The sequence below is a fragment of the Bacillus sp. RC51 genome (genome assembly GCF_044908115.1).
Taxonomy (GTDB): Bacteria; Bacillota; Bacilli; order Bacillales; family Bacillaceae_G; genus Bacillus_A; species Bacillus_A mycoides.
Genome location: NZ_JBIYCW010000015.1, coordinates 1 through 15075, shown reverse-complemented (window position 1 = coordinate 15075; position 15075 = coordinate 1). Strand labels below are relative to the sequence as shown.

6 protein-coding genes and 2 pseudogenes are annotated in these 15075 nt (G+C 31.2%); all 8 read right to left on the bottom strand.

What is annotated here, in order from left to right:
• Nucleotides 1-11 precede the first annotated feature (11 nt).
• Nucleotides 12-737, bottom strand: a complete 726-nt coding sequence (locus ABH959_RS23640) for an ABC transporter permease (protein ID WP_404446551.1) — start codon at nucleotides 735-737, stop codon at nucleotides 12-14.
• A 2-nt stretch (nucleotides 738-739) separates the two neighbouring features.
• Complete coding sequence (locus tag ABH959_RS23635; protein WP_404446548.1) at nucleotides 740-1645, bottom strand: ABC transporter ATP-binding protein; 906 nt, start codon at nucleotides 1643-1645, stop codon at nucleotides 740-742.
• A gap of 554 nt (nucleotides 1646-2199) precedes the next feature.
• Nucleotides 2200-9798 carry a non-ribosomal peptide synthetase gene (locus ABH959_RS23630; RefSeq protein WP_404446545.1) on the bottom strand — a complete coding sequence of 2533 codons (7599 nt, stop codon included), beginning with the start codon at nucleotides 9796-9798 and terminating at the stop codon, nucleotides 2200-2202.
• A gap of 412 nt (nucleotides 9799-10210) precedes the next feature.
• Nucleotides 10211-11336: pseudogene (gene tnpB / locus ABH959_RS23625) on the bottom strand (IS200/IS605 family element RNA-guided endonuclease TnpB).
• Nucleotides 11337-11517: 181 nt separating this feature from the next.
• Nucleotides 11518-11917: pseudogene (locus ABH959_RS23620) on the bottom strand (hypothetical protein); the annotation flags it as partial.
• Nucleotides 11918-12705: 788 nt separating this feature from the next.
• The gene (locus ABH959_RS23615) at nucleotides 12706-13083 is read right to left on the bottom strand and encodes an ammonia permease (protein ID WP_201055160.1); all 378 of its coding nucleotides are present in this window, start codon (nucleotides 13081-13083) and stop codon (nucleotides 12706-12708) included.
• Between the two features lie 251 nt (nucleotides 13084-13334).
• Nucleotides 13335-13796, bottom strand: coding sequence for a helix-turn-helix transcriptional regulator (locus tag ABH959_RS23610; protein ID WP_002016811.1), 462 nt, complete (start codon nucleotides 13794-13796; stop codon nucleotides 13335-13337).
• Nucleotides 13797-14365: 569 nt separating this feature from the next.
• A partial coding sequence (locus ABH959_RS23605; RefSeq protein WP_404493246.1) for a methyl-accepting chemotaxis protein occupies nucleotides 14366-15075 on the bottom strand: 710 nt, incomplete at its 5' end.

Here is a 15075-nt window from a genome sequence, read left to right as displayed (position 1 = left end):
TTCACCCTTTATTATTCATATGTATAATATTTAAAACTCACAGTCAATAACATAATTCCTAAAATATATATTGAAGAACTTGCAAGATATAATAAAATAGTTGTTTCTTTAATCATTACGTCACTTACTATATTCAATGCATAAAATATTGGAAATGTCTTTGTGAATATTGCAGGGAATAATCCATATGTTACGCTAAAAAAAATCCAAATAACTGACAAGGACGCCGCAAGAATTCCCTTTTTTATAATTAAATGAAAAAGCAATTGAGAATATGGTATTGCTAAAGATAGAATGGTACAAAGTATAAACATTTTTAAAAAATAAAGTATGGATATTTCATATCCATTTATAAAAATATAGATACCCATAACCGAAAAATTTAAAATATTAAAAATCAAATAGAACAGTATAAACAATAAATTTTTAGATAACAATAATTTTAATTTTGAAATTGGCTTTGTATAAATAATGGCCCAAGTGCCATATTTATTTTCAGAAGAAATGATAAGATACCACATACAAGCAGAAAAAATGCTTAACGTTAGTGTATTAAAGTTTACTGTAATTGCTATAAGATTTGTAGATTGAAACATGTCAGGATTATTCTTGTTAAAAATAAAATAACTTATACACAAAAAGCTTGATAATAATGAAAAAAACAAAGAATATAATAATAATTTTCTCCCACCAATTTTCCTCATCTCACTATTCACACTTTTAAAGATAAATTGCATTATTAGAGTAACTCCTTTTGTTTAGTTAAAGTTAAAAATACTTCCTCTAATGTTAGCTTTTTAGGGCTAACTTCAAAAATATCTATATCATTTTTAATTAATATTCTGGTTAAATTAGGAACACTATCTTGATCTATTATTAGTTTGAATACCCCTTCTTTTTCTATGCTATAAGGTATACCCTCTGTATTTAAAATCCTTTCTGTGGCAGTAGTGTCATTAACATGAACAATATATTCTCTAGAAGTAATAATACTGTTTAAATTCCCTTCATAGAGTATGGTACCCTTATGTAGTAATGCTATGTGATCTGCTATCATTTCAATTTCAGCTAAATTATGACTAGAAATAAATATAGTCTTCCCCTCATTTTTTACCAAATGAAGTAATAAACGCCTTATCTCGTGTACTCCCTCTGGATCTAATCCATTTGTTGGCTCGTCAAGAATTAGTATTTTAGGGTTATTAAGAATAGCAAAGGAAATACCTAGCCTTTGTTTCATTCCTAAAGAAAAATCTTTAACTTTTTTATCTTTTGCTTTATATATTCCTGTAGTTTTTAATACTCTATCTATTTCATCTAAAGGTTTATTAATCATTTTTTGTACATAGGCTAAATTTTCATATGCTGTTAAATTAGGATAATAGGTAGGCGAATCAATAAAACAACCCACATTTTCAAATAATTCTTCTTTCCATTCTTTTATATCTTTATTATTAAATAATATCGTTCCTCTATCTAATGGAATTAATCCTAATAACATTCGCATAGTTGTTGTTTTTCCTGCACCATTTGGTCCAATAAAAGCATATAAACTTCCTTCAGGAACAGATAAGTTTATATCCCTTACAATGGATTGATCTGCAAAAGACTTTGTTAAATTTTTAGTTTGAATTGCTAATTTCATTTTGTCCCTCTCTCTCATCCCCGCATAAAATTAAGTATCGTTTTTCGTATAATCAGATTTATAGAAGATATCATTTAAATTAATTTTACCATAAAAAGGGATTAATTAACTCGATTTCTTTTGTTTTCTAAGGCTTCACCAAAAAAGTTTAATACAAAATTATTTTGATATATTTAATTACTATTGCAACCATTGGAGCCTCTGCTGCTGTTGGAAGTTCTGGGATGACTGCCGTGGCTTCTGCCGCAATGATTGCTTCTTCTCCAGAATTAGGTCGCATGGCATGTAGAAGAATTTATCCTGAGCATTAATATCAATCTACGTAAAAATGGCCACCATTTCTGGTAGCCATTTTCGTCTTCCTTCGCTACATTATTATACGATTAATACTTCTCCCGTAAAGCTTCAAGTTCCTTACGTTTCTCCTCGACATCCTCTCATAAAAATAAGATAACCTCTTTGATTTTCTTCATTTTCAAAACAATAAGCGGAAGTAAACGAACATTCAAAACTTCATATTTATAGATCAATCTGTTCAAAATCGATAGTATATTCTATAACAATATTGGTTCTTTAATGGTTGGTAAAAACTCGATACTCATAGCATAATTTAATAACAAATTGATATACTCTTGATTTGGTTCTAAACAATGTACATTCTTCAAATATCCTTGCGTATACGAACAAGATGGTATAGCTACTGATAGCTCTTCTACAGATTCTAATAAAGGCATTATGAGCTCTAAAGCTTTCTGTTCATCAATAGTTAGATTAGTATTAAAAAACTTCTCTATATACTTTTCTTGCTTCATTAACATTAAATCGTATCCAAAATCTTGTAAACTATTAATAAATTGGTCCCATTTAAGCTGAATTGGATTACAAATATGCATGGTTTTATTTACTGTGTTAGCCTTATAAGATAATTCAGTAATGGCTAAGCTTCCATAGTCCACAGGCGTTAAATCTACATACGTACTGATTTCAGGTGCTATGTTAGATAGGCATATACCTTTCAATAATCTATAAAAAGCGTTCTCATTAATATTGAATTGAAATTTACCCGTTTTAGAGTTACCCACTAAATTTCCCACACGGTATATCGTAGCACGAACTCCTTTTTCCATTGCCTCTCTGACCATTTTCTCGCCTTGAAACTTACTTTCTAAGTACACATTATCTAAATTTTGCCCTCTATCAAAATTAGACTCAAAGAATTTAAATTCTTTTGGATCGCTTACAGCCTGCCCTACTACACTTAAAGTCGATATATAATGGAAGCGTGCATTTGTACTCTTAGCTAATTCCAATAAACATTTTGTAGACTGAACATTTACCTTTTGAAAATGCTCACGTTCTCCATAGTGTCTAACTTCTCCACCACAATGTATTATTGACTCTACGTTACTCTTTAAATGATTCACTTTCTTTGAATCAAGACCTAGATTTATCAAAGATAAATCTCCTTCAATTAATTCTACTCTCTCCTCCAACTTTTTAAGAATTTCTTTACCGAAATAAAACCTCATTCTTTCTTTTAACTTTGCACCAATTACTTGATTCTTATTTTTTCTTACTAGACAGTAAATAGTCGTAGATGGCAACTGCAATAACTGTTCTAAAATATGCGCTCCTAAATATCCTGTTGCTCCTGTAAGGAAAACTGCTTTTGGATAATTCACCATATCTGTCTCACATTCTTCTATACTATTTCTTTTATAATCAGGAGTCGTTTTCGTTTCATTTTCAATACACGCTACATTAATATTTTTCTCTTTTTTTAACGACATATTTTCCATCTCTTCAATATGAGAGGCTAAATTTTCTATTGTTCTATACTTAAAGAAATCTTGAATTTTCAAGTTAGGATATAACGGTTTTAATTTAACTAATGCTGGCATAACTTTTAAAGAATGCCCACCCAAATTAAAGAAATCATCTTTTAAACCAATAGATTTTATGTTTAAAACTTCAGACCATACTTTTGCAATGTTTTTTTGCACTTTAGTTTGCGGCTTAAGTATACAACCATCTTTTTGCTCATTATCAAACTCTATTTCTGACAGTTTTCCGAAATCAATTTTCCCATTAGCCGTTATTGGTATTTTTAACACATGAGAGTAATATTTAGGGATCATATATTCTGGCAATACATTTGATAAATGTAAAGCTAACTTATTTTTCTCTATTTCTATACCGTCCACTGTTTTATAATAAGCTTGCAATAGCATTCCATCTTTTGTTTGTGTTACAACAGCCTGACTTATCCCCTCAAATTGGAATATTGCATCTTCTATTTCTCCTAATTCAATTCTATGCCCTCTAATTTTAACCTGCTTATCTTTTCTCCCCATAAATTCTATAGTTCCATTTGGTAACCACTTTGCTAAATCACCTGTTCGATATAACCTTTTACTATTATCTTCTGAAAATGGATTTGAAATAAATGCCTGTTTTGTTTTCTCTTCCTGCTTCCAATACCCTTGGGCCAATCCTAAACTCTCAATATATAATTCACCCATGCCCCCTACCGGACAATGTTGCATATATGAGTTCAATATATGAACCTTTGTATTAGAAATTGGAATACCAATCGGTATACTACCTAAAATGTTATTTTCGCATTCTAAGTCTGGTATGAAATAATACATTGCTGAAACAGTTGCTTCAGTAGGTCCATACTCATTTACCAGTTGTATTTGATTTTCAAAAGTATTTTGCCAACTTCTAATAGCATTTGTTGATGCAGCTTCCCCTCCCATTATCATAAATCTTAAAGAACGTATCTTATCACTATCCAATTTAGTTAATGAAGTCGATAATTCATTAAAAAATACTGTTGGCACGTCAGAAATAGTTGCTTGTATTTCTTGGATAGCTTGAGCATATGCTACAGTTGAATAGCGCTGTTCATCACTTAATAAATATAGTTCCGCCCCATTTAACAAGGTAGAAAAAATTTCCGATACAGAAGAATCAAAACTATGGGAATAAAACTGTGTTACTTTATCATTTTTGGAAATATGAAATACTTCATTTCTCCATTCAGCTAAATTCAATACTCCTCTATGAGTTAATAATGTACCTTTTGGTTTTCCTGTTGATCCTGAAGTGTAAACCACATATGCCAAGTCATCTGGTTTATTTAAAATTTTAACATCATCATTTATTGTCGTACGATATATATCCTCTATTATTGAAACGTTATAATTACTTGAATTCAAATGATTTTTGTATTTGTAATTCGTTATAATTCTACATGCCTCGCTGTCACTTACTATATAATTAATTCTATCCTCGGGGTATTTTACATCGATTGGTATATAGGCAGCGCCAGCTTTTAATATTCCAATCATAGAGACAATACTATTGATACTTCTATCTAAAAATATGGCTACTTTGTCACCTGTTTTTATACCTTTTTCGAGTAAATGTTGAGCTACTTGATTAGAATTCATATTTAATTGTCTATATGTTAAAGACTCTGTTTCTGTAGCTATAGCAATCCTATTTGATTGTCTTTCTACTTGCTTATAGAATTGCTCCTGTATATTTTGAAAATAAGGATACGGTCTTTCTGTATGATTTACCTTTCTATATAGAGATTCCTCTTCCAGTGATAGGAATGAAAGATTCTCATATGCCACTGTTCTTTGATGAATAAATGCGTCCAGTATATTAAGTAAATTTTGAGTAAACCTATTAATTGACTCTTCCTTGAAAAGACTAATATTATACTCAAATGAAATCTCTACATAATCCGATCCTTCTTCAACAGCTAAAGAAATGTCAAACTTACTAACATCTTGTTTATTAGGTAACAATTGAAGCTTGTACGCATCATGCTGTTGCAAAATATCTTTCTGATAACTAAACATTGTAGAAAAGATAGGGTTATTTCCAAAACTTCTATCAGGATTTATTTGCTCAATTACTTTATCAAATGGGTACGATTGGTTTTGGAAAGAATTCAAACATTTTTCCTTAACGACTTGTACTAGTTGTTTTAAATTTTTAACATCATTTAATTGTGTTCTAATAGCTAAAGTATTTACAAAAAACCCTTGTATTTGTTCAAATTCCTGATAATTCCTTCCAGCAACCGGTGTACCTACAATAATATCTTTTTGATCCGTTAGATAGTGTAACAATTGTATATATGCTGCCAAAAATAGCATATACATAGACACATTCTCTTGTTCACATACTTGTTTCAAAGACTCTTTCATTTTATTATCTAACTTCATTTCAAAGACTTTACCTTTATTTGTACTTTGACGATCCCTACTAAAATCTAACGGAAGATTTAGTAGGGGAAGAGGCGCCGCAAGCTCGGTCATCCAATAAGATTTTTCTGTATCCCACCGGCCTAATTTTAGCTGCTTCTGTTCCCACTCAACATAATCCACATATCGATTAGGAATAGTTGGTAACTCGGGATTTCTTCGATTAGCAAAGGCATTATATACCTTCATTAATTCATCTAATAAATTCCTTACACTCCACTCATCGGTAATAATATGGTGTAAATTGATATATAAATAGGATCTTTTCTTATCAAGATTAAAAATTCTAATCCGGAAAAGTGGTCCATTTTCCAAATCAAATGGTGTATGATCCGTTTGATTTATTGTTCTACGTATATATTCTTGTTGTTCCTTTTTAGTTATGTGTTCAATATCATCGTGAATAAGGTCAATAGATATTGATTTTAATATGACCTGTCTAGGCTCCCCGTTTTTTTCAATAAACACTGTTCGTAGCATCTCGTGTCGTTCAACTAAAAATCTTATGGCGTCTTGTAAAATATTCTTTTTTAAACTTGGCTCAATATTTATGTGTAGTTGTGTATCATATACTCTATTAATAGCGTTATACTTATTTAAAAACCAGATTCTTTTTTGAGCACTGGATAACTTATAGCATTCCTTATCTGCAACCTTTAATACTTGCATATCATGTTCTTCTCTATCCGTATTTACTTCCATTAATTTATCAATGTAAGCAGATAGACTAGCAATTGTTGTATGCTCAAAAATATCTCTAATTTCTATTTTCAAATGAAACTCTTTTTGAATTTGATTTAACACTTGCACAGCAATTAATGAATGTCCCCCAAGTTTAAAAAAGTCATCATCTCTGCTGATTCTATATTTCCCTAAATTTAAAATCTCTGACCATGTTTTTACCAACCTTTTTTCTGTTTCACTTATTGGTGGTACATATTGATTCTTCATATTTTCAAGTAAAGATGGGATTTGTAATTCTAATTTTTTTCTATCAATCTTACCACTTGGTGATAATGGAAATGTTTTAAGGTGAAATACATAATTTGGAGTCATAAAATCTGGTAAACTTTCACTTAAGAATGTTTTTAAGTCCTCTTGTTTTATCTCTGTATTGTCTTTTGATAAATAAAAGCTAGCGATTTTGTCATTTTGATAAGTTACTACTACTGCATCTTTTACCTCTGGGTGTTTAAATAATGCTCTTTCAATTTCATCAAGCTCAATTCGATACCCACGTAGTTTTACTTGATTATCTTTCCTTCCGATAAATTCTAAGTTCCCACTTGGTAAAAGACGTACTAAATCCCCAGTACGATACATTTTTTTATCGCGATTATAGGATTCTCCGAAAGAAATAAATGCCTCTTCTGTTTTTTCCTTTTGATTTATATATCCTTTGGCAACCCCATCACCACCAATGAATAGCTCACCTACTACTCCTGACGGACATAACGTGTTGAACGGACTGACCACGAAAACTTTACTATTAGCAATTGGTTTACCTATTGGGATACTAGAACTTTCTTCTTTTATCTCATGATTTACTTCATAAATGGTTGTACATACAGTAGCTTCAGTAGGACCATATGCGTTAAGAACTGGAATCTTTAACCCCAATTTACTTTGCCATTTACGAACTGATTCAGCAGGTAGGGTTTCCCCTCCCACAAATACACATTTTAAAGAATTTAATGTAAGTAACATTTCTTTTGGCATATCAGCTATTAATTTAAAAAATGCAGTTGGTAAAAGAACATATGTAATACCATTCTTGTTAATTACATTTATAAATTCTTCTGCAGAACGTTTTTCCATTTCAGAAATTAAATGCATTCTCCCTCCGCATAACAAAACCGGAAACATTTCCATAATGGAGGCATCAAAAATCATCGTTGCAAATTGTAAAAATACATCATTTTTGTCTAAATTAAATTGATTCATTAATGAATATGATAAATTAATTACTCCTTTATGTGGTACACCTACTCCTTTTGGTAAACCTGTCGAACCTGACGTGTAGATAATATACGCTGTATCTTCTATGGTATGTGTAGGTACAATATTTTCTATAGAATTAGCGTAATGAAAATCCTCTAGATAAATTGTATGAATCGCAAAACTTTCAATTAATCCCCTGAATTCTTTTTTTGTAATAATCATTTGACTTTCACTATCTTTTAATATATATTCTATTCTTTTTTCAGGAAACTTTGGATCGATTGGTACATAAACTCCACCTGATTTTAGTATGCCTAGAATCCACACAATTGTATCGATCTCTCTCACCATAGTAATACTTACACGCTGTCCCTTTTTTATATCATTTTCACGTAAATAATTCGCGATTTGATTTGACCTTTGCTGCAAGTCATAATAGGTAATCGATTTATCCCCCATTGAAATCGCTATTTGATTTGGCGATTTTAATGCTTGTAGATCGATTAATTGATCTAGTGTTTTTGAATTAGGATATGCAAGAGTATTTGAGTTTATATCTTTGTATAAAAAATGATCCTTTTTTAAAAGTAACTCCAATGAATGGATAGGCTCATTTACATTCTTCATTAGTTTTTGTAACAAATATATATATCTTTCAACTAAATCACTAATACTCTCTGCTTTATATAACGCTGAATTATAGTCAACCTCAATTTTATTCTCTGTTTCCCCTTCATATCTCATTATTCTCCAGGTCATGTTAAAAGGATTTACTCTTTTACAATCTGTTAAAACTGTGGACTCAATATCTGGAATTTTTAATTGAGGTATCCTTACCGTATTAAATGCTGTTGAATATATCATATTATGATGTGTATTATTATTTAGATTTAAATCTTTTACTATATGTGAATATGGATTATGTTTATACTTAATAGCCAAATGAACAGATTTGTTCACCTTGTTAAATATCCCCTTAAATGTATCCCCCTTTTCTATTGTTATACGTATAGGTAATGTATTAACAAAATAACCAAAAGCATTCCCTTCTTCCGTGTGTGGTCTAGTATTAATTGGAATACCTACAATAATTTCTTCAGCGTTTGTCATTTGATGAAGTAAGGCACAATAAGTACTTAACATAACCCGATAGACACTTATGTTATTACTTTTAGCAAAACATTGTATTTGATAAAATAGATCGGCATCAATATTCTTACTTATATTTTCATTCGTATATATCGGTTCATTCATTTTTTTAATAGTAGCAGGAAACTCTGTAGGAGGTAATTCACCTTGTAAATAATCTTTCCAATAGGATGATCCTTCTCTATATATTGCACAGTCAATAAAACCTTCCTCAAATTCTACAAGGCTCTTATAAGGAGATTCTAATACTAAACCCGTATTTTCTTGAAGTAATTCACAATACGTATGAGACAATTGTTGGATAAAAATTCCTAAACTACATCCATCATAAATAATGTGATGAAAAATCATATGTAAAATAAATTCATCTTCACACAATTTAATGATGTGGAATTTAAACAAAGGCCCTTCTTCTAAATTAAATTTCTCATTCACTATAGAGTCTAAGAATTTTTTAAAAATAAATTTTTGTTCTGTGTTTTTAAAAGCAGTTAAATCCTTAATTGGTATATCAAAATCTATACTCTTTTGAATGAATTGTTTAATTTTTTCGTCCCTTTTAATAAATAGTGTACGTAGCGCTGGATGAGATTGCACTATTAAAGTAAGCGCTTTCTTTATAGTCTCTATTTGAAGATTTCCTTTTAGCTTTATTAGGGCAGCTTCATTGTTCATTCCTTTTTCTAATTCCATTTGATGAGCTATCCATAATGCTTCTTGCCCTACTGTTGCATCCAATTCTTCTACAATTTCACATTGCTTTTGTATTTCTTTCATTTGAATTTCTCCTTTTATAAATATTTCAAAACGGATAATATTTACAGTTACAACTATATGTACATATTCTACGATTTGTAAATGTATTTTTTCCGACTAAATTCAACATTTATTTCACTTATTGCATAGTTATTAAAATGATGAATAAAATTCATATTTATACCGTGAAAGTTCATACTTTTATTCAATTTAAGCATAAAAAATCATTTTACTAATAATTCCAATTACTTTTTATAAAGTAATCTCATATATATTTATTAAAATATATACTCTGATTTATACCCCGAAAATAAATTCAAGGATATTCCAACAGGTCACTATATATATTTCTAATAACTTGAACTACCCCCACTTTCACTTCGTTTAGAAGTGAGGGATTCCTAAGTAAAGAATTCTATCGAACTCTAATTGATTAGGCTATCTCCGCAGTCCTTGCGGTTAGAAGCCTTATCGCTTCATTCTTTAGATTGATACATACTTGCGTTAATATCCCTATCATGATGTGTACGACAAGAAGGGCAGTCCCATTTACGTAGGTTTAGATTTTTAACGTCTTTGTTTTGATATCCACAACAAGAACATAATTGGCTTGAAGCAAATGTTTTCGATACGACAATGACTTGTTTGCCGTACCATTTTGCTTTATATTCCAACATGGTTCGAAACTGTGACCATGATACCTCACTAATTGCTTTTGCTAACTTATGATTTTTTAACATATTCGATACTTGCAAATCTTCTATACCGATAACATCGTGGTTTTTGATGATTTCAGTTGAGATTTTGTCCAAGTAATCTTTTCTAGAATTCATTATATATTCATGAATTCTAGCTACCTTAATTCTTTGTTTATTCCAGCGAGAAGATCCTTTCATTCTTCTAGAAAGAACACGCTGTACTTTTGCCAACTTCTCTTCTAACGATCGAAAAAACTTCGGGTTTTTATAGGTTGTTCCATCTGACAAAATCGCGAAGTCTTTTAGCCCTACATCCATTCCAATGTAAGAAAGTGTTTTCGGGAGTTCTTGCACTTCTGTTTCCACTAACAATGACACAAAGTATCTACCAGAAGGGTTCCTTCTAACCGTAGCATTTAAAATACGTCCCTTTACTTCACGACTTTTGGCAAATCGAACAAGACCTAGTTTTGGCAGTTTAATTTTGGTTCCTACAACGGCAATATTTTCATTTGTTTGTTTTGTGGTGTAAGATTGTACGTTGTTCTTCTTAGATTTGAAACGTGGGGAACTGTTTTGTTTTTTGAAAAAACGTGTATAAGCATCCGCAAGGTTGCGAACAGACGACTGAATAGCAATACTATCCACTTCTTTTAGCCAAACAAACTCTTTCTTCATGGCAGGAAGTTTGGCAGAGCATGTACCATATGTCAAACCTTTTCCTGTTTCTTTGTATGCATTATCCCATAGAGATAGGAAATGATTGAATACAAAATGAGAACAACCAATCGTTTTATTGATTAGAGTCGTTTGTGCTTTATTTGGATAGATACGAAATTTAAATGCTTTATTGATAATCATAAGTTTCACCTCCATTTCGATATATATCTATTATATACCGAACGTATATTCGGCATATAATAAAATGATCATGACAATTTGTCAAGTAACACTTTACTACCTGTCGAACAATTCATCTCCCAACTACTCACTGGGCTGTGGCTCTTCACGTTCCTTGAGGAAGGAGTCTTCTTGGCTAAAATGATAAACGGTACATAAACCCTGCATTACTTCGCTCTATATAATCACTCTTAGCCTCTGAATCTAAAGGTAATTCTTTTGCGAAAACAGGCAGTTTAATTCCAAATTCCATATATAAATCGTCTTTTAGACATTCAAAAATTTCTTCCTTAATAATTATCTAATTTGGGAAGGATGTCTATCGCAGCTAATCCTAAAGCTTCCTTTTTAGAAACCCATTTCACTAATCTTTCGAAAGTCTGTGACGAATAAATTGAGTTGTAAATCCTCTGTAGATCTCTTTCTATATCTTGATAGAAGTGCTGCCATTTATTTAAAACTCTTTCACTTCCCTCAACTCCAGTAAATAGAGGGTACGCTATATATAAAGTGTTTTGAAATAGTACTTTTAACTTTTCCACTAATAATCCTCCTAATTGCTTCTAATACAATTATATCAATTGCTGCTAATCATTTATACCTTTCTAAATAGAGTTTCAAAAGTATGTAAAAATCACTAGTTATTCAACTGTTTTTTTCTGAATTGTGCATCTTATCGCAAAACACGTAACACATTTGCATTATGGTGTACCTTTCGGGATAGATAGCATGGATGGTTTAGGAATTTTTAGTGTATTATTGTTAAAATGAAAAATAGAACAGCATTGCGTTGTGCTGTTCTATTTTTATTAAGATACTAATTGTGGCTCTATTGTAAATTATTATAAGCCAACATCAATGATTGGGAGAGACAAATTGAAGAGTATACCAATCAACAAGAGTACTAGTATACTAATTAACACGAGTATCAAAGTACTGAATTTCAAATATTTAAAAAATAATGCATACTTTGGTGTTAAATACCTTTGTATCAAATATCTTAGACAATCAAAGAAAATACCATATATGAGAGCTGTCAATATACGAAATGCGTATATATGATGGTTAAACACCATATCTCTAAAAGGTTCAGCATATATTAAATTATTTAATATATGCTCCAATCCGAAAACGAAAAAAAAGAGTCCTTGAGGATCTAGTCCACTAATGCGAAAATAACAAAGTAATAAACCGATTGCTAAAGATAAAAATGTATAACTTTTTAACATCTGTTTTATTAGGTTCATTATAAATAGATTCCTTTACTTATTAATAATATAGTTTTATAGACTGAAAAACACTGATTGAGTTTTCGCAACCAAAATAACTATTAGATATAAAATGAATCTTGTACAGACATTAAATAATAGAAAAAAGCCCCTAATATTCCAGTAGTAAAAATAATAAATCCCATATTGCGTATGCTTTTAATTTTTGCTTGTAGACCATTGAATGCTGCTAACAACCCAGTTAAAGAGAATAGAGTCCAGTATAGCAGGGGTGGAATAGGAGGAATTATATCTCCACCAATCCCCAGACCCCAATCAACATAAGGTAGAACGATAAAGGAAAGGCTAAGTAATCCCATTACACTCGCGAGTAATTTACGATATTTAACCCCTGTAATTATTAAAAAAATCCCACCAAAAAAACCGCATGAACAAAGAATAGGCGTAAATAAAATATAAAGTAAGCTCAAGATGTACATATATAATCTCCTTCAAGTTGATAAGTTTTATTTTAACTCTATTTATATATAGAGAGAGGAACTGAGGAATCAAGTTCAACAAAATCACAACTACCAATAGTTAAGAAGCTGAAAAAGGCTTAAGCCGCCATCCCGTCGATATAGTATTGGGGATAAAATAAGCACATCCTAATAATAAGGTCAGGGTCAACAACATTAGTAAAATATTTTTCATTTATGTATTACACCTCTTTTTAGCCCCAAGAAATTATTTATTTTTCGGAATTTATTGTTAATTTAAACAGTTGATCTAGCGCTTCTTCTCTATCAAACGAACTAAACCAACGGTAATCATGTTCGTCTAAAATACGATAATGCTGACTAATCAGATTTTGCTGTAAGCGAAAGTCCCCTTTTTCTTGAATTTTTTTCCACCATAATTTTCCTCCCAATGTTTTTTCTTTGGAGTTGTTAATACTTTTGTGGGCCATTGTTTCGATTACTACTAATGGATCATCTCCCAAAGCGGACTGTAAAACCTCACTCCCCCTAAATAATGCACAAATAGCCACGGTATTGGTCCAGCCTGCATTAGATCTCCCCTTTTCGATTTGAACGAGTGTTTTCTTTGAAATGCCGAGAACTTCAGCCATTTTATCTTGCGTATACCCCTTTTCAGTACGAATTAACTTTATTTTTGTTGAAATGAGTTCGATTATAAGCTCCTTATTCATCTTTTCCCCTCCCCAAAAGTAACTTATGTATTATTTAGTGTAATTTTACACTTTTGTTAATCCTTTTTCAACTTGATTTTTCCCTAGGCCTCGGACGAAATTCGGCGATTGATTATGAAAGGTATAATTCCCTTATAGGAGGTGTCATGGTGCTATGTCAGATACGGAGATTGTATATACCGCTAATGAAGTGTATAAGCGTTTAGGAGTGAGTGGAAGTACGCAGATGTTTGTGTTGTAACACCTTTCTCATATTGCGTACCCTTCCTGTAAAATATGCAACATCTTGCGTACTCTTCCTGTTAACATGCAACATCTTTCCCACGTTGCGTACTCTTAGTACAAAACAAGCAACACCTAATATTTAATTTTTTTAACACAACTCCCTCTTGATTTTCATTCCTTTTTGTTTTGCATTCCAACAAAAAAAGATCAGCTACCATTTAAAGTAGTTGATCTGCATGTGCAATTTCTATAAAAAATACATATTATATTTATTTGCTATTTTAAAAGATTTTCAACTAACACTCTTTAACATACTTCCTGTTATTCTTTCCTATAATCTGAACTTATACCTTAAATCCTCCAATTAAATCTTGAAGTTCTTCGGCCATTTGTGCTAATTGAATTGCTGAAGAATTTATCTCTTCCATGGAAGCATGTTGTTCTTCGGATGAACCAGCTATAGTTTGCATACTTGTGGTGTTCTCTTTTACAGCTACTGCTATTTGATTAATAGATGTATCGACTTGCATTGCATCAAATGTCATCTTATTTGATAGGTCCACCATACCATGTACTTTGGAAACGATATCATTCGCTGAATTTGAAATCTCATAAAAACTTTGTTTTGTATCATTCGCTACCTTAATTCCCGACTGTACTTCTATTCCTACTTCATTCATAGCTTTTACAGTCTCATGTACATCTAATTGTATTTCTTTAATTAATTTTCCAATTTCCATTGAAGATTGTCCTGATTGTTCCGCTAATTTCCCAACTTCATCCGCAACAATTGCAAATCCACGTCCCTGTTCTCCTGCCCTAGCCGCCTCAATCGCCGCATTTAGTGCTAGTAGATTTGTTTGTTCAGCAATATTTTGAATCGCTTCTAATATAGTGCCTATTTGCTGCGATTTCTTATCTAATAATTTAATTACATTATCGGATTGGGAAACAGAATGATGTATAGACTGCATTTGTGTTACAGTTTGTTCTACTAATTGTTCCCCCTCATTTGCTTTTTGTTTTGTGTATAAAGATGAGGTCGATACTTCAG